Annotated in this window: 23 protein-coding genes; 3 read left to right on the forward strand and 20 right to left on the reverse strand. The window is 33.8% G+C overall.

Annotation, left to right across the window (positions count from 1 at the left end; all coding sequences use genetic code 11):
• Positions 1 to 128: 128 nt before the first annotated feature.
• From nuoH to aspS, 10 genes are all read right to left on the reverse strand, one after another.
• The gene (gene nuoH / locus LPB87_RS08115) at positions 129 to 1181 is read right to left on the reverse strand and encodes an NADH-quinone oxidoreductase subunit NuoH (RefSeq protein ID WP_230605614.1); all 1053 of its coding nucleotides are present in this window, start codon (positions 1179 to 1181) and stop codon (positions 129 to 131) included.
• A gap of 2 nt (positions 1182 to 1183) precedes the next feature.
• The gene (locus tag LPB87_RS08120) at positions 1184 to 2215 is read right to left on the reverse strand and encodes a 2Fe-2S iron-sulfur cluster-binding protein (RefSeq protein WP_230605616.1); all 1032 of its coding nucleotides are present in this window, start codon (positions 2213 to 2215) and stop codon (positions 1184 to 1186) included.
• An 87-nt stretch (positions 2216 to 2302) separates the two neighbouring features.
• Complete coding sequence (gene nuoF / locus LPB87_RS08125; RefSeq protein ID WP_230605617.1) at positions 2303 to 3673, reverse strand: NADH-quinone oxidoreductase subunit NuoF; 1371 nt, start codon at positions 3671 to 3673, stop codon at positions 2303 to 2305.
• A 2-nt stretch (positions 3674 to 3675) separates the two neighbouring features.
• A complete protein-coding gene (locus tag LPB87_RS08130; RefSeq protein WP_035618214.1) occupies positions 3676 to 4206 on the reverse strand; it encodes an NAD(P)H-dependent oxidoreductase subunit E in 531 nt (176 codons plus the stop codon).
• A gap of 50 nt (positions 4207 to 4256) precedes the next feature.
• The gene (locus LPB87_RS08135; RefSeq protein ID WP_230605619.1) at positions 4257 to 5495 is read right to left on the reverse strand and encodes an NADH-quinone oxidoreductase subunit D; all 1239 of its coding nucleotides are present in this window, start codon (positions 5493 to 5495) and stop codon (positions 4257 to 4259) included.
• A 32-nt stretch (positions 5496 to 5527) separates the two neighbouring features.
• Positions 5528 to 6049: an NADH-quinone oxidoreductase subunit C gene (locus LPB87_RS08140; RefSeq protein WP_230605620.1), complete on the reverse strand. Its 522-nt coding sequence runs from the start codon at positions 6047 to 6049 to the stop codon at positions 5528 to 5530.
• Between the two features lie 5 nt (positions 6050 to 6054).
• Complete coding sequence (locus LPB87_RS08145; protein ID WP_230605621.1) at positions 6055 to 6603, reverse strand: NADH-quinone oxidoreductase subunit B; 549 nt, start codon at positions 6601 to 6603, stop codon at positions 6055 to 6057.
• Positions 6604 to 6732: 129 nt separating this feature from the next.
• Positions 6733 to 7098: an NADH-quinone oxidoreductase subunit A gene (locus tag LPB87_RS08150; protein ID WP_230605622.1), complete on the reverse strand. Its 366-nt coding sequence runs from the start codon at positions 7096 to 7098 to the stop codon at positions 6733 to 6735.
• Between the two features lie 247 nt (positions 7099 to 7345).
• A complete protein-coding gene (locus LPB87_RS08155; RefSeq protein WP_007137066.1) occupies positions 7346 to 7540 on the reverse strand; it encodes a cold shock domain-containing protein in 195 nt (64 codons plus the stop codon).
• A gap of 112 nt (positions 7541 to 7652) precedes the next feature.
• Positions 7653 to 9404 (reverse strand): aspartate--tRNA ligase, encoded by a 1752-nt coding sequence (aspS, locus tag LPB87_RS08160; protein WP_230605623.1) that lies wholly within the window; start codon positions 9402 to 9404, stop codon positions 7653 to 7655.
• Positions 9405 to 9547: 143 nt separating this feature from the next.
• Between aspS and LPB87_RS08165 the strand changes: the two genes are divergently transcribed.
• Together LPB87_RS08165 and LPB87_RS08170 are read left to right on the forward strand one after the other, a co-directional pair.
• The gene (locus LPB87_RS08165; RefSeq protein ID WP_230605624.1) at positions 9548 to 10540 is read left to right on the forward strand and encodes a TlpA disulfide reductase family protein; all 993 of its coding nucleotides are present in this window, start codon (positions 9548 to 9550) and stop codon (positions 10538 to 10540) included.
• 176 nt (positions 10541 to 10716) lie between these two features.
• The gene (locus LPB87_RS08170) at positions 10717 to 11064 is read left to right on the forward strand and encodes a membrane-binding protein (RefSeq protein WP_195736931.1); all 348 of its coding nucleotides are present in this window, start codon (positions 10717 to 10719) and stop codon (positions 11062 to 11064) included.
• A 55-nt stretch (positions 11065 to 11119) separates the two neighbouring features.
• Here LPB87_RS08170 and LPB87_RS08175 read toward each other — a convergent pair whose 3' ends face one another.
• From LPB87_RS08175 to LPB87_RS08220, 10 genes are all read right to left on the reverse strand, one after another.
• Positions 11120 to 12232: a PepSY-associated TM helix domain-containing protein gene (locus LPB87_RS08175; protein ID WP_230605625.1), complete on the reverse strand. Its 1113-nt coding sequence runs from the start codon at positions 12230 to 12232 to the stop codon at positions 11120 to 11122.
• A gap of 112 nt (positions 12233 to 12344) precedes the next feature.
• Entirely contained in the window at positions 12345 to 13901 is a 1557-nt protein-coding gene (locus tag LPB87_RS08180; RefSeq protein WP_230605626.1) for a PepSY-associated TM helix domain-containing protein, read from the reverse strand.
• Positions 13902 to 13904: 3 nt separating this feature from the next.
• Positions 13905 to 14207 (reverse strand): hypothetical protein, encoded by a 303-nt coding sequence (locus tag LPB87_RS08185; RefSeq protein WP_230605628.1) that lies wholly within the window; start codon positions 14205 to 14207, stop codon positions 13905 to 13907.
• Between the two features lie 26 nt (positions 14208 to 14233).
• The gene (locus tag LPB87_RS08190; protein ID WP_129540131.1) at positions 14234 to 14566 is read right to left on the reverse strand and encodes a hypothetical protein; all 333 of its coding nucleotides are present in this window, start codon (positions 14564 to 14566) and stop codon (positions 14234 to 14236) included.
• Positions 14567 to 14627: 61 nt separating this feature from the next.
• A complete protein-coding gene (locus LPB87_RS08195; protein WP_230605630.1) occupies positions 14628 to 17120 on the reverse strand; it encodes a TonB-dependent receptor in 2493 nt (830 codons plus the stop codon).
• 214 nt (positions 17121 to 17334) lie between these two features.
• Positions 17335 to 20511, reverse strand: coding sequence for an efflux RND transporter permease subunit (locus LPB87_RS08200; RefSeq protein ID WP_230605632.1), 3177 nt, complete (start codon positions 20509 to 20511; stop codon positions 17335 to 17337).
• Positions 20512 to 20603: 92 nt separating this feature from the next.
• Entirely contained in the window at positions 20604 to 21674 is a 1071-nt protein-coding gene (locus tag LPB87_RS08205) for an efflux RND transporter periplasmic adaptor subunit (protein WP_230605633.1), read from the reverse strand.
• A 4-nt stretch (positions 21675 to 21678) separates the two neighbouring features.
• Positions 21679 to 23049 (reverse strand): TolC family protein, encoded by a 1371-nt coding sequence (locus LPB87_RS08210; protein WP_129540127.1) that lies wholly within the window; start codon positions 23047 to 23049, stop codon positions 21679 to 21681.
• A gap of 21 nt (positions 23050 to 23070) precedes the next feature.
• Entirely contained in the window at positions 23071 to 23670 is a 600-nt protein-coding gene (locus tag LPB87_RS08215; RefSeq protein ID WP_230605634.1) for a TetR/AcrR family transcriptional regulator, read from the reverse strand.
• A gap of 46 nt (positions 23671 to 23716) precedes the next feature.
• The gene (locus LPB87_RS08220) at positions 23717 to 24238 is read right to left on the reverse strand and encodes a YceI family protein (RefSeq protein ID WP_129540125.1); all 522 of its coding nucleotides are present in this window, start codon (positions 24236 to 24238) and stop codon (positions 23717 to 23719) included.
• 209 nt (positions 24239 to 24447) lie between these two features.
• On the opposite strand from LPB87_RS08220, the gene LPB87_RS08225 reads away from it, so the two are divergent.
• Positions 24448 to 25422 carry a polyprenyl synthetase family protein gene (locus tag LPB87_RS08225; RefSeq protein ID WP_230605635.1) on the forward strand — a complete coding sequence of 325 codons (975 nt, stop codon included), beginning with the start codon at positions 24448 to 24450 and terminating at the stop codon, positions 25420 to 25422.
• Positions 25423 to 25540: the final 118 nt, after the last annotated feature.

The following is a 25540-nucleotide window of genomic DNA, read 5'->3' on the forward strand; positions in this document are numbered from 1 at the left end:
AAATTCAAAAATTTATTTCTTTTATTTTTTATCTGAAGCTAATCCTGCTATTCGTTGCAATCTTTACTGTTTTGGTAGCAAAACACCAAAGGATTTTCACTTCTATCAGGGCTAGGAGTTTTCGTTTATTAAAACCCTAAATAAGCTGCAATTTCACCTCTTAACATTACAACACCTGTAATCATAATATTGATGATAGAAAGCGGAATTAATATCTTCCATCCTAAATGCATCAATTGGTCATATCTGAATCTTGGAACAGTCCAACGAACCCACATATAGAAAAATATGAAAAAGCATATTTTAGCAAATAAAACAACCATTCCTAAAACGTTTGCCGGATTAACTCCTGCATTCTCTACCATCCATTCCATTCCAGGATAGTTATATCCTCCAAAGAACAATACTGAGATTATAGTAGCAGAGATAAACATATTCGCATATTCAGCAAATAAATAGAATCCCATTTTCATCGACGAATATTCCATATGGTATCCACCAATTAATTCATTTTCACACTCCGCTAAATCAAAAGGAGTTCTGTTAGTTTCAGCAAAAGAACAGATAAGGAAAATCAAGAAAGATAAAGGTTGGTAAAATACGTTCCAGTTCATTCCCTCTTGTTGCATAGAGATTTCTCTCAAACTTAGGGTTCCAGTCATCATTAACAATGCGATCATAGATAACCCCATTGCAACTTCATATGAAACCATTTGCGAAGCAGCACGAACAGCTCCCATTAAAGAGAATTTACTGTTAGATGCCCATCCACCAATCATGATACCATAAACTCCAACAGAAACAACACCAAAGAAGTATAATAAACCAATGTTAATATCAGTAGCTTGTAATAAAATATCTCTTCCAAACAAGTGTAATTTGTCTCCCCAAGGAATAACAGCACTTGTCATTAAAGCAGTACTCATTGCGATTGCTGGACCTATAACAAATAAAAATTTATTTGGAGTATTCGGGAAAAACTCTTCTTTAGAGAATAACTTCATTCCATCCGCAAGTGGTTGTAATAATCCGCCCCAACCAGCACGGTTAGGACCAACACGGTCTTGTAAATAAGCAGCAACTTTACGTTCAGCCCAAGTAGAATACATCGCCATAAGCATGGTTACAGCAAATACCACAAGAATTACAACACTTTTTTCTATAATAAATGTACTATCCATTTCTAAGATATTTTGTCGTTATTGGTTAATGGAATTTGTGCCATACTAATTTTTTTACGGTCTTGTTCTCTACCTAAAAGAATAATATCTTCAGTAGCGATTTCAACTTTTTCTAATTTACGAGTGTAGTTGTTTTGATTGATAACCGAATCTTTTTCAAATTCTCTTGGCCCTTCAATAGTCCAATCTGCAACGTTTTTGTGGTCAAAACGACAACTGTTACAAATAAACTCTTCAACTTCATGGTATATGTCTTTACGGCCAGTAACACGTTGTATTTCGCCTCCAAACATCCATACAGTTGTTTTTCCGCAACATCCAGGCGTAGTACATTCTCTGTGAGCGTTAAAAGGCTTATTAAACCAAACTCTCGATTTAAATCGGAATGTTTTATCAGTTAAAGCTCCAACTGGACATACATCAATCATATTTCCAGAAAACTCATTGTCGATTGCTTTAGAGATACCAGTTGAAATATTAGCGTGGTCACCACGATCTAATACACCATGAACTCTATTATCTGTTAATTGATCTGCTACTTGTACGCATCTCTGACATAAGATGCAACGGTTCATATGTAACTGAATATGCGGACCGATATCTTCTGGTTCAAAAGTTCTTTTCTCTTCGATAAAACGGGACTTTGGATTTCCGTGCTCAAAGCTTAAGTTTTGAAGGTCACATTCACCCGCCTGATCACAAATAGGGCAATCTAAAGGGTGGTTAATCAATAAAAATTCTGTTACTGATTTACGTGCTTCAGTTACTCTATCAGAAGATTTGCTGTTTACTTCCATACCATCCATACATCCTGTTACACAAGATGCCATTAATTTTGGCATTGGTCTTGGATCAGCTTCACTACCTTTCGATACTTCAACTAAACAACAACGGCATTTTCCTCCGCTACCTTTTAATTTTGAGTAATAGCACATGGCTGGCGGAACTAAATCTCCACCAATCATACGTGCAGCCTGTAGGATTGTTGTTCCTGGCTCTACGTCTATACTTTGACCGTCTATGGTTACTTTCATAATCAAATTTTGTTTCAGGTTTAAAGTTTCAAGTTGTTTGAATACTTTAATCTTAATGTTTTGTTTTCTGTAATTTGAAAACTGTATTTATACGATTACTTTACCGCCTACCAAATGTTTCACTTGTGAAAAAGGCTCAGCAACAAAATGCTCTCTATTTTTTATCTTTTCTGGGAAACGAACGTGGTATTCAAATTCATCTCTAAAATGGCGAATTGCTGCTGCTACAGGCCAAGATGCAGCATCTCCAAGTGGGCAAATCGTGTTTCCTTCGATTTTACTCTGAATGCTCCATAATAATTCGATATCCTCTTCACGGCCTTGACCGTTTTCGATTCTCCATAATATTTTTTCTAACCATCCTGTTCCTTCACGGCAAGGAGTACATTGTCCGCAAGATTCGTGGTGGTAAAAACGTGCAAAGTTCCATGTATTTCTTACAATACAAGCAGTATCGTTGTAAACAATAAATCCTCCAGAACCTAGCATCGATCCAGTAGCAAAACCACCATCACTTAAAGATTCGTAAGTCATTAAACGATCTTCACCATTTGCAGTTTTAAAAATTAATTCGGCTGGTAAAATTGGCACAGAAGACCCCCCTGGTACAAACGCTTTTAAAGGTCTGCTAGAAGACATTCCGCCTAGGTACTCATCTGAATTCATGAATTCATCAACGCTTAAACCTAGTTCAATTTCATAAACTCCAGGGTTTTTAACGTGTCCAGAAGCTGAGATTAATTTAGTTCCAGTAGAACGACCTACACCAATTTTGGCATAATCGTCTCCAGAGTTGTTGATAATCCATGGCACAGTGGCAATAGTTTCAACATTGTTTACTACGGTAGGATTAGCCCAAAGTCCAGAAACAGCAGGGAATGGCGGTTTAATACGCGGATTTCCTCTTTTTCCTTCTAGTGACTCAATAAGTGCAGTTTCTTCTCCACAAATATAAGCACCAGCTCCACAGTGAACGTGTAGTTCTAGATCATATCCTGATCCTAATATGTTTTTTCCCAAAAATCCAGCAGCTTTCGCTTCGGCAATGGCTCTTTCTAATATTTTGAAAACCCACATATATTCTCCACGAATATAGATATATGACAGGTTAGCGCCTAAGGCAAAACTTGAAGTAATCATTCCTTCAATCAATAAGTGTGGAATGTATTCCATCAAATAACGATCCTTGAATGTACCTGGCTCAGATTCGTCGGCGTTGCAAACTAAATGTCTTGGTTTTCCTGATTTTTTATCAATAAAACTCCACTTCATTCCTGCTGGGAAACCTGCACCACCACGACCACGAAGACCTGATTTTTTTACTTCTTCTACAACTTCGTCTGGTGTAAGCGTTTTTAAAGCTTTTTCTACAGAAGCATAACCACCATTTTTGCGGTACACTTCGTAGGTTTTAATACCAGGAATATTGATTTTATCTAATAATATTTTTTGTGACATAATTATTTATCGTGTAATATTATTTTATTGTCCTTGCAATCAGCGATTAACTGATCAATTTTTTCTTCGGTAAGTTTTTCTTTGTAGAAATCACCTAACTGCATCATTGGAGCGTATCCACAAGCACCTAGACATTCTACACCAGCAATGCTGAACATACCATCAGGAGTAGTTTCTCCCATTTTGATACCCAATTTTTCAGATGTATAATCCATTAAATTTTCGGCACCACTTAAACAACAACAAGAAGTTTGGCAAAATTCAAACATGTATTTACCCATTGGCTTTTGGTTGTACATGGTGTAAAAAGTTACTACCTCATAAACCTCAATTGGTTTTATATGTAAGATTTCGGCAACCTTGTCCTGAAGTTCAATGCTCAGCCAATTTTCATGGGCATCTTGTACTTCGTGTAAAACAGGCAATAAAGCCGATTTCCTTTTGTCTTCAGGATAATGACTGATTAGTTCATTGATGCGGTTCATCAATGCTTCGGTCATGTTTATTTCTTGTTTGTAATGTGTTCTTTCCATTTTATTTTAAATCTGAAATCAAAAATCGTTATTCTACAATCTGAAATCTTTTAAGCATCTAACTCTCCAGCGATAACATTTAAACTTGATAATATTACAATGGCATCTGATAGCATTGCTCCTTTAATCATTTCAGGAAACGCTTGGTAATATATAAAACAAGGTCTTCTGAAGTGTAATCTGTATGGAGTTCTACTTCCGTCGGTAACTAGGTAAAAACCTAATTCACCATTTCCACCTTCAACAGGATGGTATATTTCTGCAACTGGTACAGGAACTTCTCCCATAACAATCTTAAAGTGATATATTAGTGATTCCATGTTGGTGTATACATCTTCTTTTGGAGGAAGGTAGTAATCTGGAACTTCGGCATGGTATACATTTCCTTCTGGCATTTTTTCTAATGCTTGACGGATGATGCTTAAACTTTCCCAAACTTCAGCATTACGAACGCAGAAACGATCGTATGTATCTCCTGATTTTCCAACAGGAACTATAAAATCAAAATCTTCATAAGATGAATATGGTTGTGCAACACGCACATCATAATCGACACCACTAGCACGTAAGTTTGGTCCTGTAAATCCGTAAGCCATTGCTTGTTCGGCAGATATAGGTCCAACATTAACTGTTCTGTCGATGAAAATTCTGTTTCTTTCGAATAAGTTTTCGAATTCTTTCCAAGCAACTGGAAATTCTTCTAAGAAGACATCTAGTTTTCTGAAAGCTTCTGGAGACCAATCTCTTTCAAAACCACCAATTCTTCCCATATTTGTGGTTAAACGAGCACCACAAATTTCTTCGTATATTTCATATACCTTTTCTCTAAATTGAAATACATAAAGGAAACCTGTGTAGGCACCTGTATCTACACCAAGAATTGAATTACAGATAATATGATCCGTAATTCTAGCCAATTCCATAACGATTACTCTTAAGTATTGAACACGTTTAGGTACTTCAATATCCAAAAGCTTTTCTAGAGTCATCCACCATCCCATATTGTTGATAGGAGAGGAGCAATAGTTCATTCGGTCTGTAAGAGGTGTAATTTGATAAAATGGACGATTTTCGGCAATTTTTTCGAAAGCTCTGTGGATGTAACCAATAGTTGGCTCAGCATCGATAATTTTTTCACCGTCCATTAACAAGACATTTTGAAAAATACCGTGTGTAGCTGGGTGTGTTGGTCCAAGATTCAGAACAGAAAGTTCACTACCATCGTCGTTTAGTTTCTGTTCAATTATTTTAGCATAGCGATGCTCTGGTGATAATAATAGTTCTGACATTTATTTAATGTGAAAAATTATATGATTTTGTCTTAGCAATTTGTGATTGTTCTTCCAAAGAACCTATCGTCTTTATCTGTTCTTCCGCTGTCTTCCATAGGGAATTCTTTACGCATCGGAAATGATATCATCTCATCCATATTCAAAATACGTTTCAATTGTGGATGTCCAATGAAGTTTACACCGTAAAAATCATAGGTCTCTCTTTCCATCCAGTTTGAACTTAAGAAGATATTAGATATTGTTTTTATCTCTGGTTTTTCGCCATTGATAAAAGCTTTTATTTTAATTCTTTTGTTTTCATACCAGTTGTGCAAGTGATATACTATTGCAAATTGGCGGTCAACTTCATTGTCTGGGTAGTGTACACCACATAAATCAGTTAAAAATTGAAAACGCAATATTGGGTCGTTTTTCAAAAAAAGGATTACAGCCGTTATTTTATCAGAAGCAACTTCTAATGAAAAAATGTCTCTATCTTGATTGAAATTGAATACATCTTCTCCAAATGTTTCAATTAATTTATCTTGAATTTCTATTGTCTCTAAAGCCATTTTATTTATTGAATGTTATATGAAGCCAATAATTCTTGGTATTCAGGAGAGCTACGTCTTCTTACAGACTCGCTCTTTACTAATTCTTGTAGTTTTAATACGCCATCAAGAATCTGTTCTGGTCTAGGTGGGCAACCAGGAACGTAAACATCTACTGGTATTATTTTGTCAATTCCTTGAAGAACTGAATACGTGTCAAAAATACCTCCTGAGGATGCACAAGCACCTACAGCAATAACCCAACGTGGTTCAGCCATTTGTTCGTAAACTTCACGTAAAATAGGCCCCATCTTTTTAGAAATTGTTCCCATTACTAATAACATATCAGCTTGGCGAGGAGAAAAACTCACACGCTCAGAACCAAATCGTGCTATGTCATAATGTGAAGCCATTGTAGCCATGAACTCGATACCACAACAAGAAGTTGCAAATGGTAAAGGCCATAATGAATTGGCTCTTGCTAAACCTACAACATCGTTAAGTTTTGTAGCAAAAAAACCTTCTCCTGTGACTCCTTCTGGCGGGGCTGCCATGTTTATCTTTGAATCGCTCATTTTTTATTATAGATTTCTGATTTCTGATTTTAGATTTTTGAAATCGTAAAAATTGAAATCAATTTTTTTAAATCAAATTGTATTAATTTGAGGTGTTTAAATCTTAATTGTAAAATTTAAAGTCTCTTTTTATTCCCACTCTAGTGCTTTCTTCTTGATGATGTAGAAAAAACCTACCAAAAGAAGCGACATGAACACTAGCATTTTTAGCATTCCCTCAATACCTAGTTCTTTAAAGTTTGCTGCCCATGGGTAAAGAAAAATTACCTCAACGTCAAATAAGACAAATAAAATAGCAACTAAGAAATATTTTACAGAAAATGGAACACGAGCATTACCAATAGACTCAACACCACATTCGAAGTTTTTGTCTTTAATTGCGGAATTTCTTTTTGGACCTAATTTTCCAGAAATAATGATGGTTCCTACAACAAAACCAACAGCCAAAATAAGCTGCATTAAAATTGGAATATAATTTACTTGATCTGAATGCATAATTTAAGGGTTTTTTTGCTTAAAAATAAGTCACAAAGATAGCTTTCAAGTATGTAAATCACAAGTTAAAAAATGATTTAAGTAGGTTTTGAAATGTAGTAATAGTGTAATTTTTATTGATTATAAATAAGATTTCAAATTTTATGATTTTTTTAAGAAATAGAGGTAAAAAAAAAGCGTTTCGAAATTAATCGAAACGCTTTTAAGCATTCGGTGGCAAAAAAAATAAATTGCTATATTTTTATGCTTAGATTACTGCAACTTTAGCAGCAACTTTACCTTTTCTTCCTTCTTCTTCTTCGTAGCTTACTCTGTCACCTTCGCGTAATTCTTCCGCGTTGATTCCTGATGCATGAACGAAAATGTCTTTTCCTGTTTCTTCGTCTGTAATGAACCCGTAACCTTTAGACTCATTGAAAAATTTAACTGTACCTGTACGCATTGTAATAGTAATAATAATTTATAATGAGGCAAATGTAAGATATAAAATAATACAAAAGGCAACAAACTGTTAATTTTTTATAAAAAATATTGATTTACAGTGTATTCGCTCGTTATATTGCGTCAATTTTGATGTGTAATTCCTTTAATTGTAAAGCATCTATTGCAGCAGGAGCATCGATCATTACATCACGACCCGAATTGTTTTTAGGGAATGCGATAAAATCTCTAATTGTCTCTTGTCCACCTAGTATGGCTACTAATCTGTCTAATCCGAAAGCCAATCCTCCGTGTGGTGGAGCTCCAAATTGGAATGCATCCATCAAAAATCCGAATTGTGCTTTTGCCTCATCTTCAGTAAATCCAAGGTATTTGAACATTAATTGTTGTGTTGCCTTATCGTGAATACGAATAGACCCTCCACCAATTTCATTACCGTTTAGGACCATATCGTAAGCATTAGCACGAACTTTTCCAGGTTCAGTTTCTAATAACTTCATATCTTCTGGTTTAGGCGATGTAAATGGGTGGTGCATTGCATGGTAACGACCCGTTTCTTCGTCTAATTCTAATAAAGGAAAATCAACTACCCATAGCGGTGCAAATTCTTCTGGTTTACGCAATCCTAAACGAGTTGCTAATTCCATACGTAAAGCACTTAATTGACCACGTGTTTTATTAGCTGGCCCCGAAAGTACAAAAATCATATCGCCAGGTTTAGCTCCTGTAGCTTTTGCCCAATTAGTTAAGTCTTCTTGGTTATAGAATTTATCTACAGATGATTTGAATGTTCCATCGTCATTACATTTAGCATACACCATTCCTGATGCTCCTACTTGTGGACGCTTTACCCAGTCAATTAATCCGTCGATTTCTTTACGAGTATAATTTCCTGCGCCAGGAACTGCAATTCCAACAACTAATTCAGCAGCATTGAATACTGGGAATTCTTTGTGTTGTGCAAATTCGTTTAACTCACCAAACTCCATTCCGAAACGAATGTCTGGTTTGTCATTTCCGTATGTTTTCATAGCATAGTCGTAAGTAATTCTTGGGAATTTATCTACTTCAATGCCTTTTATTTCTTTTAGTAAATGTCTAGTCAGTCCTTCAAAAACATTTAAAATGTCTTCTTGTTCAACAAATGCCATCTCGCAATCGATTTGTGTAAACTCTGGCTGACGGTCAGCACGTAAATCTTCGTCACGGAAACATTTTACAATCTGGAAATATTTATCCATTCCACCAACCATCAATAATTGTTTGAAAGTTTGTGGTGATTGTGGTAAAGCATAAAATTGTCCTTCGTTCATACGGCTTGGTACAACGAAATCTCTTGCTCCTTCTGGAGTCGATTTTATTAGGTAAGGAGTTTCAACTTCGCAGAAATCCAAATCAGATAAATATTTACGAACTTCCATTGCCACTTTATGACGGAACAGTAAGCTGTTTTTTACTGGATTACGACGAATGTCAAGGTAACGATATTTCATTCGGATATCTTCACCACCATCAGTTTCGTCTTCTATCGTAAATGGAGGAGTTAAAGCTGCGTTTAGAATTGTTAATTCAGTAACTAAAATTTCGATCTCACCAGTTGGAATGTTTTTGTTTTTGGCTTCACGCTCAATAACTGTTCCTTTTACCTGAATTACAAATTCTCTTCCAAGTGTTTTTGCTGCTTCGAAAACGGTTTTATTGCTACGGCTTTCGTCGAAAATAAGTTGTGTAATTCCATAACGGTCGCGTAAATCAACCCAATTCATAAATCCCTTATCACGCGATTTCTGAACCCATCCCGCTAGTGTAACTTCTGTATTAATGTGTGAGGCGTTTAATTCGCCACAATTATGACTTCTATACATGATCCAAATTTTAGATTGCAAAAGTAAACACAAAAATTAAATAAGTCTAGTTTTCTAATGTTTAATGCTGTTCTTCTTAATTATTTTTTATTTTGATTTATTTAAATGTTTATTTTTACTCCAACTAAACAAATTATATATATATGAAAAAATTAACTTTTTTGCTGTTATTCTCAGTCGGTGTAACTTTTGCACAGGGCAACGCAAGCAAAATTAAATTCACTGCTAAAATCAATAATAGAAATAGCGATACCCTTGTAATTAGAGGCGCTAATAATTTTAAGCAAGTGATTCCTATTGATAAAAAAGAAACTTTTGTTGCAACATTTGATGCGCCAAAAGGATTTTACCAATTTACAGATGGGACTGAGGCATCTAGTCTTTACTTAAAACCAGGTTCTGATATTAATTTAACGATGGACGCTAAACAATTTGATGAGACTATTGTTTACAAAGGAAAAGGTAGTAATGAAAGTAATTTTTTAGCTCAGGTAGCTTTAAGAGATGAAAAATTTGAAGAAGAGGCTTTTTCTAAAGAAGCTGTAGAATTTGCTAACCTTTTGGGAGCAAAGATAAAAGCCGATGTGGAAAGTATTGAAAAAGGTGATTTTGATCCTGAATTTAAAGAGTCAGTAAAAAAGTCATTAGAAAAGTCTAAAGCTTATGCTGAAAAATCATACGAGAGCACGGCTAAAATGAAAAAATTGAATGGTACTGCTTCTCCAGCTTTTGATTTTGAAAACTATAAAGGAGGTAAAACCAAACTTTCTGATTTAAAAGGAAAATATGTTTATATCGACCTTTGGGCAACTTGGTGTGCACCTTGTAGAGCCGAAATTCCTTTCTTGCAAAAAACAGAAGAAAAGTATCATGGTAAAAATATCGAATTTGTAAGTATATCAATTGATAAACTTAAGGATTACGAAAAATGGAAAAAGTTTGTAAGTGATAAAAACTTAGGTGGAGTTCAACTATTTGCTGACAAGGATTGGGAATCTGATTTTGTAGTTAGTTATGGGGTAACAGGAATTCCTAGATTTATCTTAATTGATCCATCGGGAAATATTGTTAGTGCCGATGCTCCGAGACCTTCGTCACCAGATTTACATGTTACTCTTGATAAATTATTGAATTAAAAATCGTATTAATTTGTAATGTGTTGATACATTGAATGGTATTGATTTTAGACACACTTTCAATTTCCAATGTTAAGCTTTTCTCCAATGTTACCAAATTGTTAAGTAAAAGTTTTTTTAATGTAAAGTATTAGTTATATTTGTTTATAGATTTTAAAACATTAATAACTAAAGATATGAAAAAGTGTGTGATTTTAGTTGCAATATTGTTCTCTGGAATTTTAGTTGCACAAGAAACTAAACCAGTTTTAGAAGCTGTTGGACAAAAAGTAAAAGCTACTTATTACTATGACAATGGTAAAGTTCAGCAAGAAGGTTTTTTTAAAGACGGTAAATTAGATGGTGTCTGGGTTGCATTTGATGAAAATGGAAATAAAAAATCTACAGGATTATATGCGAATGGAGAAAAAACAGGGAAATGGTTTTTCTGGAATGGATCTAATCTTAGTGAAGTAGATTATTCTGATAGTCGCGTTGCTTCTGTTAAAAACTGGAAACAAGATGCACTTGCAAACAGAAACTAAAGCTAAATTATAAAACCAAAAAAGGTTGTTCGACTGAACAACCTTTTTTTTGTGCTTATTTTTTCGAAGATTTACTTTTCTTATTTCTTCCGTACCAAATGATTAATCCTGTTATTGGTAATGACGCTGCAATTAAACTAGCTATAAAAGCGATTATCTTTCCTGGCAAATCTAGAATTTGTCCTGTATGAATTCCATAATTCATTTCAACAACTTGTAAGCCTAAACTCTTTTCTTCAAAAGGATCGCTCTGAATTAATTCGCCATCATAGGGATGAAAGTAATAATTGCTTTGATGGTCGTATCGTAACGAATGAGGGTATGCACCTGTATTTATGACATCGCCTTTTTGCTGTGGAGTTGTTACATAAAACATTTCGGCTTCAGGGTTTTTTATCATAGTCTGTACTAAAGCACGATCTATGGCAGCAGTTGTATTATATTCAAATTTTGTGGTGTCTACTATTGGAGCTTGTGTTTCTAGTGCCTTATCACCGCCAAAGTTGAAGGTTTTGTATATTCCATTGCCAACCCATTCGTATGTAAAGGTTAAACCAGTTATAGCAATTATTGCAATTGGTATCGAAATGTATAATCCAGAAGTTTTATGCCAATCATAATTTACACGACGCCATTTGGCTGACCATTTTACACTGAAGCTACGTTTGATGTCGGTTTTGCGTTTAGGCCACCATTGAATGATTCCAGTGATTAAAAGAAGTATAAAGATAATAGTTGCACTGCCAATAATATGTTTCCCTATATAATCAGGAAGGAGCAAATACAAATGGATGTGCTCGACAATGAGGAAAAAGTCAGTTTCAGGGTTTTCTGTCTTTAGATATTCACCACTATAGGGATTGAAATAAAGGTATAAGTTTTCGGTGTCTGAATACGTGTAAACAATAGCAGAGCGGTTTTTACCATAAAAAGAAATCATACTTGATTTGTTATTCGGTAGAATTTCTTTAGCCTTTTGTTGTAAAACAGAAGGTAGTACAAATGGTTTGTCTTGAGGTTCTACCAAACGCCATTCTTTGCGGGTAATATCTTTTATCTCATCGTGGAAACAAAAGATGCAACCTGTAATGCTTACAATAAAGACAATAAGCCCAGAAGTTAATCCGAGCCATTTGTGTATAAAGCGTATTTGTTTTTTTAAACCCATATGTTAATTTGCAGTATGATAGCGTTCTATCTTAATTTAGAATTGTTGCAAGAGGCAAAATTAGATTCTAAATGTATAACCCACAAATTATGTCCATTTATTTTAGATGGATTTATGATATTGCTTGTTTCTCTTTTTTGTTTAAATGAAATGAGATATATAATGTAATTGAAGCAAGAATGATCCAAAATACATCAATAAAGAATAGCTGGATTTGATTTTGCGTAAATGTTTTCCAGAACCAATTGCCTGTGCAAATTCCGTTAGCAACAGGAATAAGGAACCCTAAAACACTTCCGGAAAGCAGACTGAATTTATTTGTAAATGCATTGTCTTTTTTTAGGATAAAAAACACTGTCAATACTAACCAACCTATAAAGTAGACACTATAGATGTTTGATTGTCCTAAAGGATGAAATACCTTGGTAGCTATAAATGCCAATGCGGTTATAGGGTACATGCTTAAACAAATTGCTAGATAGATGCGTACAACAGTTTCGTTAAAACGACGCTTTTTTTCGGGCATATTTTTCTTATCTCTGGCTACTAGCCAAATCATAACTCCTGATATTATTACAAAACAAGTAATTATGCCAAGTACAAAACTTACTATTTTGAGAGCATATCCTCCATAATCTCCAAAATGTATTCGGTACAAAACATTTTTTACTCCATCGAGATAAGTGGTTTCTGTAATTGGGTCTTTTTTTGCAACGATGCTACCATCGGCAACTTTATAAATTACTTTACCGATTCCAGTGAATTTTTTGTCATACTTCATTTCGCCTTCTACCAAAACATGCATATTGGTATCGCCGTAATTTTGAATATAAACACGAGTAATCTCAAAATCATTCCAATTGCTTTTTGTTTTAGCTACTAATTTGTCAATGCTAAATGGATTGGCTAATTTTTTATTATCAAACTTATATTCGGGATCATTATATTCTAGATCCTTGTACAATTTATCCTGATCACCTTTATAAAGTGCCATCACACTTGGTGCAACAATTAACAGTTTAATCATGAAGAATGCTCCTGTAACGGCATATACAAACTGAAAAGGCAGGCCAATCATTCCTAAAGAGGTATGAGCATCAGTCCACAATGTTTTTAGTTTTTCTTTTGGTCTAAAAATATAAAAGTTGGAAACGATTTTATTCCAATGTAATAAAACCCCAGTTACAATTGCAAATAGAAAAAACAATGCTACAAATCCTGAAAGATAATATCCTATAGGATAACGAACTTGGGCTAGGAAATGAAGTCTGTATAAAAACTCACCTAAGGAATAGGAGTTTTCATAGGTGTGGGTTTTGAAGTTTTTAGTGTCTAAATAAAAAAAAGAGCCTTCTTTTAATTTGGCTGTAGCCAAAGAATCTTTAGTTCCCTCAAGGTAAATATTTACTCTTCTTTCTGCACTTGTTTTAGATATAGAAATATTTCTACCGTGTAAAGTATATTCCTTATCTAAATTGTTTAGTGCTTTATCGTAATCTAGTTGAATATTCTTTGTTATTGCTACAGATTCACTTCGTTCCCAATTGATGATTTCATCTCTAAAAAACGAAAAAGACCCAGCAAAGAAAATGATAAATAATACAACACTTATTACAATGCCACTTACAGTGTGTGTATGAAAATAGATATTATAGTTCCTGTTATTCATAAATTATCGAGTAATAGGGTTATAGGTTTGTCCAAGATATATAATACCACAAAAAATGAGGGTTAGTAATAAATAAATGCCCCAGATTTTCCATCCGTTTTTTGCCAGGAAAGCAACTATCATTAAAGCAACCCAAAGAATAAATCCGCTAAATGCCATTGTTATGATAACATTGACATGATTGATCCATGAAGCTAATGCGAGATGAAAGCTTATAGATACTAAGTAACCGCCAAGTATTGCAGCTGTTATTTTGGCAATACGTTGCCATATGGATTGGGTTAAATATTTTGGGTTTGCAGGCATGTTTTTTGGATTAACAAAAAGTTGGTTTAGTAATAGTAAAATTCTAATAGTCCAGATAGTGCAAATAGAATAATTACGCCTTTGAGATTAATGACTTTTAATGGAGTCAATAGGATAACCAAGCTACTAATTGTCATTAACTGAATAAAAAAGAATAAAGTTGCTGAACCCAAAGAGGCGGTAAGCAACCATAATAAATAGGCAAAAAGAAGTAAACATAGGCCTGTGATTTTTGTTTGTCTTGGATTTCTTTGCATCCATTTTTGAAAACTAAAATCATAAGATAGTACTGCTCTTTTAGATGTGTAGTATAAGGTGTAAAATGAAATAAAAACGAAAAGGCTGGCTATGGTTATCATGATTGTATAATTAAAAAGAGCATCTCTCTAATGTAATATTAGAAAGATGCCTTGTTTTTTATTAGAATCTATATGAGAAACTTGCTGCAAAAGTCCTAGGATCTTTTGGATGAATTGTTGACCAACCATCATAAATTTCTTCGTTTGTAATGTTATTTAATTTTAGTGTTACGGTAAATTTCTCCGCAGTATAAAATAAAGATGAGTTGATTACTGTGTATTCAGGAATTGTAAATGTTCCTGCAGTAGCTCTGTTCATGATTTTGTTATCTCCAACATAATTACCTCCAAAACCAACTCCAAGGCCTCTTAAGAGTCCTTGAGAAAATTTATAAGTAGCCCAAAGGTTTGCTAAGTTTTGTGGCCCTGCACTTTCTGGTCTAAAGCCTACGAAATCAGGATCACCTGCAGTCAACACAGCATCATTGTAGCTATAGCCTAATAGGATGTTTAAACCTCTAACCGGATTAGCAATAAGTTCTGCTTCAAAACCTTTATTACGTTGCCCACCGTCTTGATGTGAAACTTGATTATTAGGAAGTACTGCACTTGGGTCAGTTGGGTCCACATATGGCGTTTCTATTACATAAACTTTATCTGTAACTTTTATGTCATAGTAGCTTAAAGTAGCATATAGTTTATCTTTAAAAAGATTCAATTTAGTTCCTACTTCAAATTGATTAGCATGTTCTGGATTAAATGTTAAAGGAGTAACAATACCTGCATTACGATTTTGTCCTGGCGCTACATTAGAAAATCCATCCATATAATTAGCAAAAACAGAAACCTTGTCTATTATTGGCTGGTAAACGATACCAAATTTAGGTGAAAATGAAGTTTGATTGTAGTTGTCGTCTTTAGTAGTAACATCACCACCATTTACAAAACGGTCAGCTCGTAAACTTATCATTGCTGATAGAGCAGGAGTGAAGTTAATGACGTCAGAGAAATAAGCACTGTAAACTTCTTGTCTTGTTTTGTTATTATTTCTTGGAGTATTTGCTATAATTGCGTCAGATCCGGCTTTTGTTAAGTCACCAGTGTCTCCATTTGTAGGACGGCCAATAACGTTATTGAAAGATTGTAAGTCATCTCCAATATATACTGAACCATTGCCGAACCAACCTGAGTTATGATCTGTTGCAGTTCTATTGAAATAATCAAAACCTACTACAAGTCTGTTTCTTAATTTTCCAATTTTAAAATCACCAATAAAATTCTGTTGAATGTCAGTAGAGACATCTCTGGCATCTTGATCCGTAAAAGATCTATCAAGAACAATTCCTTCTTTAATTGTTTCATAAGCTTTTCTGCTTGTTGATTCATACAAATAAGTATAGTTTCCTATTGATTTTGCTGAACTCGTTGAAAAAACTGTCTGTGATGTCCATTGATTAGAAATCTTATAATTCATTTGCCCTTGTAAGTTATACGAAGGCGTTTTCATTGTAAGTTCGTTACTTGTATATGAACGTTTGTTATCATATTTTAATTCAGCAATGTTGTGAACTCTTAATGGACTTGTTCTATCTAAGAATAACATGGTCGGATTAGTACTTTCGCTGGTCATAAACTCAGTGTTTACTAAAAACGATAATCTATCATTTACCTCATATGATAATGAAGGTGCAATAAAAAAGGATTCTCTAAAACCAGCATCTTGAAAACTATTTTGTTTGTTATAAGCTGAATTGATTCTAAAGTTTAATGTTTTTTTGTCATTTAATGGCGTGTTAAGATCTACAGTGGTACGATTAAGGCCGTAGCTGCCAACAGTATAATTTACTTCACCACCAAAAGTTCTGTAAGGTTTCTTAGTAGTTGTGTTGATTAGTCCTCCATATGAAATTAAACTGCTTCCGAATAATGTTCCTGAAGGTCCTTTAATTATTTCAATTCTATCAATATTTGACGGTTCCAAACTTCCGTTTGTTAAACCAGGTAATCCGTTAACCATTGTTGGTTGAACTGCAAATCCTCTTAAAGAGTAATAACCAGCTCCATCTCCAGCACGACCTGTTGAAGCCCATAATTGTGTGATTCCAGAAGCATTTTTTAGTGCGTCATCAAAAGTAGTTACAACTTGTTCTTTTAAAACTTCTCCGGTAATAGTTGTATACACTTGCGGATTTTCAAGATTTTTAAGTGGCAATCTTGATACTTGTTGGTTTTCTTTACGAGCATAATGATTTTTTTTACCACTATTGATAACTACTTCGCTTAGCTCTTCTGAACTTGAACTAATGGTGAAGTTTTCCATTAATTCGTCACCACTGTTAATTGTTATTTTCTTTTCTTTTGTAGTTTGTCCGATTACCGATACTTTTATGATATAGGTTCCAGGTTTAATGTTCTTTAGGATATATTTCCCTTCAGCATCTGTTACTGTTCCTACTCTGGTTCCTTTTAGAACTACCGAAACATTGTCGGCACTACTATTGTCAGTTAAAATAACCTGCCCTTTAATAGTTGCTTTTTGCTGTGCCCAAGTCGTAGTACTTAGTAACATAGCAAAACAGAAACTCAAAAAAGATATTGAAAGTTTGGATTTCATAATTATTTAGAATTGTTTTTAATAATGCAAATTTAGTTGTTGAATAAAAACCAACCAAATTATTTTTATCTATTCTAAATAAAATTTAAAACAAGGATTCAATTTGTTTCATTGTTAGTTTTTTAACATAAAATAGTTTTATTTGTTAAAATCAAATAAAAAAACCTGTTCAGCTAGCTGAACAGGTTTTTTTAATTTAAAATTATTTTGTAATCTAAAGTGTATGTTTTGGATTAAATCCGTCTTCACTTAGTTCTGTATGTACATAATCAGCAACCATTTCTGCTTCATAATCAATCTTTTCGTCTTTAGAGAATTTGTGAATGATTTTTTCCATGATCTCGTAGATAACAGGAACAATAATTAAAGTTAGGAATAATGAAGAAATTAATCCTCCTATAATTACCCATGCCAAACCATTTTTCCATTCAGCTCCAGCTCCAGATGCCAATGCAATTGGGAACATACCAAATACCATCGCAATTGTTGTCATCAAGATCGGACGCAAACGAGCGTGATTTGCCTGAATTAATGCTGTTCTGATTGATTCACCAGCAGCTCTTCGCTGATTGGTGTAGTCAACAAGCATAATCGCGTTCTTACACACCAGACCAATTAACATAATAATACCCAGAATCGTAAAGATATTTAATGAGTTATTAGTTAGGGCCAAAGCCAGCATTGCACCAATAAACGAAAGAGGGACTGCAAACAATACCACAAACGGGTGAACGAAACTATCATAAAGTCCAACCATTACAAGGTAAACTAAAATAATAGCTGCTAATAAAGCAATTCCTAATGTTCCAAAACCTTCACTTTGGTTTTCCTGATCACCTCCCCAAATGTAATTTACTCCAGCAGGTTTTTTCAATTTATCAAGCTTTGCTTGCCATTGTGTTACAATGGTTCCAGATGGTACTCCTACGTTTTGTCCTTTTACAGTTACCGAAGCCGACTTATCTCTTCGCTCTAATTGACTAGGTCCCGAACCTTCAGTAATTGTAGCAAACTGTGATAGTTTTATTTGTTGGCCAGCGGCATTAATGAAAATTAGGTTACTAACATCAGTAATACTTTTTCTATCGAATTCATTGTATCGGATGTTGATATCGTACTCGTATTCACCAGCTCTATATTTACCATCTGTGTTTCCGCTAAAAGCAGTTTGCATGGTTAAACCAACTGTTTGAAGAGTTAATCCTAATGCAGCCATTTTATCACGATCAACTTTAACGTTAATTTCAGGGTTCCCATCCTCAACTGTTAATTTAATCTCAGTTGTTCCAGGAATTGTACGTAATTCTGCTTCGGCTAATTTTGCAAAAGCCATGGCGCTTTCTGTAGAAGGTCCTGTTACAATTAATCCTAAAGTAGCATCTTCCGCAGTTCCTAAAATACCTACTGGAACTGTTTTTACTTTGGCTCCAACTAATACTTTTTCAAGTTTACGTTTGATTTTTGCTGCATAAACAGAGGCGTCATCAGTACGATCTTTTTGATCAATCATTTTTACGTTAATCTCTGCTTTGTAAGCCGTAGCTTGAGATGCTCCAAAACCTTCACTAGTTTGTCCTACTGTTGTAATCTGACTGTGAACGTATTTCTCATTTTTTAAGTAAGCTTCTGCCTTTTGGGTCATAAAGTTAGTTTGCTCCAATGAAGCATCTTTTGGCATTTCGATTTGCACTAAAAACTCACCACTATCTGATGCTGCGAAAAACTCACCACCAATAAAACCTCCACCTACTAATCCTACAGTCGACGCAAAGAATAATACAAGTACTACCGCAATGGTTTTAATATAGTGATCAAGACACCAGTTTAATAAATTTGATACCCAGTTTGTAAAACGAGTTAAATAACTTTCAAAACCTAAAATAACTCTTCCAAATAAATTCTTTCCTTCAATATGTTCTAGTTTCCCATAACGAGATGATAACCAAGGTATAATTGTGAAAGAAGCTAAAAGTGAGAATAAGGTTGAAATAATTACAGTAACACAAAATTGTGTAATGATATTAGAAACCAAACCAGAACTCATTGCAATAGGCAAGAATACCACCACAATTACTAATGTAATCGAAGTTACTGTTCCACCAATTTCTGCTGTTCCATCATAAGATGCACGGATTCGGCTTTTACCCATTTCCATATGTCGATAAATGTTCTCTAGAACCACAATCGCATCATCGACAAGAATACCTACAACAAGAGATAATCCTAATAAACTCATTAAGTTTAGTGTGTATCCCATAAAGTAAATACCAATAAACGTAGAAATTAAAGATGCAGGAATTGCAACCATTACAATCAATGAGTTTCTGATACTGTGCAAGAAGAACAACATTACTAATGCAACCAGAACTACTGCAATTAATAAATCATGAACTACAGAGTCAGCAGCTTCAAGTGTAAAAACAGTACTGTCTTTTGCAACTTCTAGTTTTAGCTGATTTTCTTTATAATCATTTTCAAGAACAGTAATTGTTTTTAATAATTGCTCACTTACAGCAACTGCATTTGCATCTGACTGTTTAATGATTTGTAAAATAATCGCACTTTTTTGATCAACGCGAGATATTTTTTCTGCAACTTTTTGAGTATCCTGAACATCAGCAATATCACTTAAACGAACTTGAATTCCGTTTTGAGATGATACCACTAAGTTTCTTAATTCGTCAACACTTTTATATTTACCCGCTAAACGAATTAATATTTTTTGTTCACGAGTTTGAATGTTTCCTGTTGGGAAATCTAAATTCGAAGTCAGAATGTTTTGTTGTACCTGAGGAATCGAAAGTCCGTAACCTTGCATTTTTAATGCATCAAGATTTACTTGAATTTCACGCTCTGAACCACCAATGATATTTACCTGAGCAACACCTTGTACACGAGATAATATAGGAGCAATTTTTTTATCAATTAAGTCATAAAATGCAGCTTCGTCCATTTTTCCGTTGGCACCAAGAGTCATAATTGGTAAATCACTCAACGAGAATTTTGTTAGCGCGGGTGTTTTAACATCATCAGGTAAATCACTAATGATTGCATTGATTTTTCGTTGCGCATCATTCAGAGAAAAGTCAACTTTTGCGTTTGATGTCAGTGTGATTGAAACAATTGACAAACTTTCATACGACTTTGAGTCGATTTTTTTAACATTCTCTAAGGATGCAATCGCATCTTCAATTTTCTTTGTTACAGTGTTTTCTACCTCACTAGGAGATGCTCCAGGGTAAACAGTAGAAATGGTAATAACGTTTTGTTCAAATTTTGGGATCAGCTCATAACCTAATTGGCTATAGCTGAATAATCCACCAAGTATCAAAATTGTAAACATTACAATTATCAACGACGGACGTTTTATGGATATTTCGGCTAATTTCATATGTTTTTTTTTATGCCTTAGGCTGTAAGTTGTAGACTTTATGCTTTTAAAATTGCGCTTAAAGCCTATTGCTTACGGCTTATAGCCTACAATTATTTAATAATTTCTACAGTATTTCCGTCTTGTAGGTTAATTTGACCTGTAGTAATTACGATTTCTCCATCAGTTAGTCCGTTTATAATTTCTACTTTATCACCTAAAATTCTTCCAGCTGTTACTTTTTTCAATTTTGCAATACCATTTTCAACTACAAATATTTGGTTACTGCTCACACTTCCTACGAATGCATTTCTAGGTACAACCATCAAGTTTTGGTTTTGTTGGTTTGATGCAAAATTTGCAGTTCCGTACATACCTGCTTTAAGGTCGTTATTTATATTATTTGTGATTTCGATTTCCACTGGGAAGTTTAAACTTTCATCAGCCTTTGCTGCAATAAAAGTGATTTTTCCAGAAAAGACTTTGTCAGGATACACACTAGCAGTTACTTTTATAGTATTTCCTAATTTTATACTTGTAACCTGATTTTCATTTACAGTTACAACTAGTTTTAATTTTGAAACATTTACGATGTCAAATAATGCAGTTGCAGGCATACCAGCTAAAATAGATCCTGGCTCAATATATTTTTTATTAATGAAACCGTTAATAGGGGCTTTTACTTTGGTATCTCCAACATTGATATTTGCTTGTTTTAGGTTTGCTTCAGCATTTGTTAATGCTAATTTTGCCTGATCTAATTGTTGTCTCGTAACTCCATCAGTTTTAAAAGCATTTTCATATCTCATGTAATCTGCTTTTGCATTTTGGTATGCAGCCTGTGCGGCTTGTGCATTTACATTAATTACATCACCTCTAACGGTTAATAACGTCTGACCTACTTTTACATAATCACCTTCTTTTGCTAAAACAGTAATTACTTTTCCTGATTTTTCAGCAGAGAAAGTTAGTTCTTGAATAGGTTGAAAGTTTCCGTTTGCAACAAAATCTAATGAAACTTCTTCTGTTTTTACAGTAGAAACTTTAACTGAAACGGCAGCATTCTTTTCAGCAACAATATCAGTTTTAGCTTTGTTCTCTTCTTTGTTCTTCGTTAAAATGAAGCCTATTAATGCTAATGCCCCGATTATGACTACTATTGTTATTATTATTGTTTTTTTCATTTGTTTAGTTATTTATAAGTGATTTTAGTTGGCCTTTTGATTTGATTACTTGAATTTCTGCTATTTTATATCCTAGCACTGCCGATGAATAATTATTTTCTGCTTCGATATAGGCATTTTCTACATCTAATAAATCATTTAATGAGGCCAATCCTTGTAGGTAATTGTTTTTTGTGTTTTGTAAAACTTGCTGTGCAAGCTCTCTGTTTTCTTTTTGATTATTAATAGTTATAAGGCTATTTTCCATCTGAATCATGGCATTGCTGTATGCAATGTCAAGCGAAAGCTTGGTGTCTTTTAGGTCTTCTTGTAAAGAACGAATAGCAACATCTGCCTGACGAACTTTGGCACGAGTACCAAAACCTGTAAAAATTGGCACTCTCAGATTTAATCCGATAGCCGAAAAATCAGACCAGTATACTCCAGACGATGGTTTTGCAAACCAAGGCATTTCTGGACCCTGACCAATATAGTTGTATCCTGCACTTAAAGAAAGTGTTGGGTAATATTCGGCCTGAACTGCTTTCTTTTGAAAAACTAAAAGCTCTTCTTGTTTTTTCAGAAGCAAATATTGAGTTAGATTTTCAACATTTGGAGTTTCTGATAAAGCTTGAGGAGTAATTTCAAATTCGGAATTCGGAATTACAATTTGAGTTTCTACAGGCATTCCCATATAGAATTTCAAAGCATTTTCTTGTAATGCAACTTTGTTGATTACTTGTTGACGTTGCGTACTAATGTTAGAAAGTTTTACAATAATTCTATTTAGGTCAATTTTTTTTGCTAAACCATTATCATACTGTCCTTGAAGAATATTTTTTACTCGGGTAGTATTTACGTAATTAGTGTCTAATACAGTTAAGTTTAAACGTTGTACATATACATCGTAATAACTATTTGCTACTCTTTCGATTACATCTTCTTCAGTAAGTTGCTCGTTAATTTGATAAAACTCACGAGTACTTTTTGCGGCTCTTAAACCTGTAAATACTGCCTGATCAAATATGTTCTGAGTTAATGTGACTCCTGCAGTAGAAGTCCATTTCTGACCAAAAGCGGCTTGAATCGTAGTTCCTGGAGCTCCAAATCCCGCACCATCAATAACGGTAGTTTGTATTACTGGATTGTAAGTTAAATTTCCGTTTGCAGAAATTTGAGGCAATGCTCTTGAACGTACTTCCTGTATTTTATACTCACTATTTTCTACTTGCATTTTGGCTTTCTTAGAGTCCGATTTGTTTTGCAGAGCATAGTTGATAGCGTCTTTTAAGGTCAAAGTCTGTACACCTTGCTTGCTCAGATTGCTATTGTTTGTGTCTTGTGCATTTGCAGTTATTGCAAAGGTCAAGAGAAATAGAAACAGTATTCTTTTCATGGATTATGGATTGCTGATTGATTAATTGCTAATTTTTTGTATTTGCTTTTCGAGTTCTAGTATTCCTGCTGGAGTTGCCATGGCTCTAGTATGGTATTCTAAGGCTTCGAGTTCTGCCTGTTGTGCTTCTTTTTCAGAGCTTGTGTTTTCATTTATATGAAATATCAGTGTGTAATAAAATTTTACATATATATCGACATTGATGTCTGCACGATATAATTTTTGTGATATTCCATTAGCGATATTATCTCTAAAATATTGACTACATTGATCTATTTCATGTCGCATCAAATTAGTGTAAATTTCAGGATAGTGTTTTTTCAATTGGTATATTGGCGATGTATCAATTGAAGATTGAAATAAATTTTTAAAAGTTTGTCTAATCTCAAAATTTTCTTCAATTGCATTAAGTTTTTTAATAACTATTGAGTCAATTAATTCGTGAACTTGTTTATGAACAGCCGAAGTGCTTTCTTGAATTAGAACCTCTTTATTGCAGAAATACTTATAAATAGTTTTTTTTGAGATGCACATTTCACCTGCAATATCATCCATAGTAACACTTTTAAAACCCAATCTTAAAAATAAGTCACTCGCTTTTGATATAATTTTTTCTTTCATTTCGTTTTTCTTAATCTATTTTTAAAACTTTAATTTAATGCAAATTTTAGATCGAAAATTCTAAATTAGCCACTAGTTTAATGTCTTGTCCAGTTGATAAACCACTGTTGTGATTAAATGAATTATAAGCTAGCCCAAAATCTTTACGGTTGATGTCACCTGTAAGCTCAAAGGAAACTTTTTTGTTGCCATTATAGTAATCAGTTTCTACCAATTCTACATCGAGTTCAACAGTTTTTGTAACATCTTTTATCGTTAAATCGCCTTTTAAGAAGTTGATGTTTTTGTTTACTTTTTGAAAAGAAGTCGACTTAAATCTTATCGTTGGGTATTTGTTTACATCAAAGAAATCATTTAGTTTCAGGTAAGTATTTATTTGTTCTAGTTTAGATTCTCTATTGTTTACATCCAATGAAAATTCTATAGTAGCATCCTCTATTTCATTGTTTTGTAAATCTACATGACCATTAAATGTATTAATAGACCCATCTAAATAAGCAAGGATAGAATGTCTCATTTTAATTAAAACATCAGATTGAGCAGAATCAATTGTCCAGTGTGTTTTCATAAGTATTATTATTTATTAATAAATGTGATTTAACAAGTTTATTTGGAAATTGATAAGAGCCTCTACATGTTAAATTTCGGTGCAAATGTATATCGGAAACTCTAAACACCAAAATAGTTTCCAAAGTATTTTTGATTATTTAACATTTCATTAAGAAACGGAGTTTGCATTGCAGGCTTAATGCCGTAAATTAGCCGAAAATTAGTTTTATGCATGCCATTTATCAATACCAGGAATTTTTTGTTGATTATCTAGAAAAACAAACCATAAGTAAAGAGCCTAAAAATCTTTATGAACCAATTGAATATATTGTAAGTCTTGGCGGAAAAAGAATGCGTCCAGTATTAACATTAATGACTGCAGAAGTTTTTGATGTTGCATACAATCAAGCGCTTCCGGCAGCTATGGCAGTCGAAGTTTTTCATAACTTTTCATTAGTGCATGATGATATAATGGATGATGCTCCTTTGCGAAGAGGACAAAAAACAGTTCATGAAAAATGGGATCTTAATACAGGAATACTTTCTGGTGATGCAATGCTTATTTTGGCATATCAATATTTTGAGCAATATGAACCAAATACTTTTAGAGAATTAGCTAAGCTTTTTAGTAAAACAGCTTTAGAAGTTTGTGAAGGGCAACAGTTGGATGTTGATTTTGAACAAAGGAATGATGTTACAATTCCTGAATATCTAAAAATGATTGAGTATAAAACGGCAGTTTTGGTTGCGGCAGCTATGAAAATGGGTGCTATTGTGGCTAAAACATCTGAAGACAATGCCAATTTAATATATGATTTTGGATTAAAATTAGGTTTGGCTTTCCAGTTACAAGATGATTATTTAGATGCGTTTGGAGATCCAGAAACTTTTGGAAAACAAGTAGGTGGAGATATCATTGAAAATAAAAAAACATATTTGTATCTAAAAGCATTAGCACATTCTAATGACGAGACCGCAAAGCAATTAAAAGAATTGTTTACAACACAACCTGAGGATAATTCGAAAAAAATAGAGATAGCAAAAAATATTTTTAATGCATCGGGTGCTTCAAAAGAAACGCAAGAGGCAATAGAAATGTACACACTTGAGGCTTTTAAAACATTAGATAAAATGGATATTAGCGATGAAAAGAAATTGTCATTGCGAACATTTGGTGAAAACTTAATGGGGAGAAAGGTTTAGTATTCAGTTCCCAGTTGCAGCGTTCAGTTTCCAGTTTCAGTTTTTAGTAATCAGGTTTTTATTTTAATTGAGATTCAGATTTTTAAATCTTTCAATCATTAAATCTTTCAATTTTTTA

Source organism: Flavobacterium sp. EDS (genome assembly GCF_020991525.1).
Classification (GTDB): Bacteria; Bacteroidota; Bacteroidia; order Flavobacteriales; family Flavobacteriaceae; genus Flavobacterium.

Coding starts and splice junctions, on each gene's coding strand:
- nuoF (WP_230605617.1), bottom strand. CDS start 3,673: ATGTCACAAAAAATATTATTAGATAAAATCAATATTCCTGGTATTAAA.
- LPB87_RS08130 (WP_035618214.1), bottom strand. CDS start 4,206: ATGGAAAGAACACATTACAAACAAGAAATAAACATGACCGAAGCATTG.
- LPB87_RS08195 (WP_230605630.1), bottom strand. CDS start 17,120: ATGAAATCCAAACTTTCAATATCTTTTTTGAGTTTCTGTTTTGCTATG.
- LPB87_RS08210 (WP_129540127.1), bottom strand. CDS start 23,049: ATGAAAAGAATACTGTTTCTATTTCTCTTGACCTTTGCAATAACTGCA.
- LPB87_RS08145 (WP_230605621.1), bottom strand. CDS start 6,603: ATGAGCGATTCAAAGATAAACATGGCAGCCCCGCCAGAAGGAGTCACA.
- LPB87_RS08180 (WP_230605626.1), bottom strand. CDS start 13,901: ATGAATAACAGGAACTATAATATCTATTTTCATACACACACTGTAAGT.
- LPB87_RS08185 (WP_230605628.1), bottom strand. CDS start 14,207: ATGCCTGCAAACCCAAAATATTTAACCCAATCCATATGGCAACGTATT.
- aspS (WP_230605623.1), bottom strand. CDS start 9,404: ATGTATAGAAGTCATAATTGTGGCGAATTAAACGCCTCACACATTAAT.
- LPB87_RS08205 (WP_230605633.1), bottom strand. CDS start 21,674: ATGAAAAAAACAATAATAATAACAATAGTAGTCATAATCGGGGCATTA.
- LPB87_RS08215 (WP_230605634.1), bottom strand. CDS start 23,670: ATGAAAGAAAAAATTATATCAAAAGCGAGTGACTTATTTTTAAGATTG.
- nuoH (WP_230605614.1), bottom strand. CDS start 1,181: ATGGATAGTACATTTATTATAGAAAAAAGTGTTGTAATTCTTGTGGTA.
- LPB87_RS08225 (WP_230605635.1), top strand. CDS start 24,448: ATGCATGCCATTTATCAATACCAGGAATTTTTTGTTGATTATCTAGAA.
- LPB87_RS08165 (WP_230605624.1), top strand. CDS start 9,548: ATGAAAAAATTAACTTTTTTGCTGTTATTCTCAGTCGGTGTAACTTTT.
- LPB87_RS08220 (WP_129540125.1), bottom strand. CDS start 24,238: ATGAAAACACACTGGACAATTGATTCTGCTCAATCTGATGTTTTAATT.
- LPB87_RS08140 (WP_230605620.1), bottom strand. CDS start 6,049: ATGGCTTTAGAGACAATAGAAATTCAAGATAAATTAATTGAAACATTT.
- LPB87_RS08135 (WP_230605619.1), bottom strand. CDS start 5,495: ATGTCAGAACTATTATTATCACCAGAGCATCGCTATGCTAAAATAATT.
- LPB87_RS08200 (WP_230605632.1), bottom strand. CDS start 20,511: ATGAAATTAGCCGAAATATCCATAAAACGTCCGTCGTTGATAATTGTA.
- LPB87_RS08120 (WP_230605616.1), bottom strand. CDS start 2,215: ATGAAAGTAACCATAGACGGTCAAAGTATAGACGTAGAGCCAGGAACA.
- LPB87_RS08155 (WP_007137066.1), bottom strand. CDS start 7,540: ATGCGTACAGGTACAGTTAAATTTTTCAATGAGTCTAAAGGTTACGGG.
- LPB87_RS08190 (WP_129540131.1), bottom strand. CDS start 14,566: ATGATAACCATAGCCAGCCTTTTCGTTTTTATTTCATTTTACACCTTA.
- LPB87_RS08170 (WP_195736931.1), top strand. CDS start 10,717: ATGAAAAAGTGTGTGATTTTAGTTGCAATATTGTTCTCTGGAATTTTA.
- LPB87_RS08175 (WP_230605625.1), bottom strand. CDS start 12,232: ATGGGTTTAAAAAAACAAATACGCTTTATACACAAATGGCTCGGATTA.
- LPB87_RS08150 (WP_230605622.1), bottom strand. CDS start 7,098: ATGCATTCAGATCAAGTAAATTATATTCCAATTTTAATGCAGCTTATT.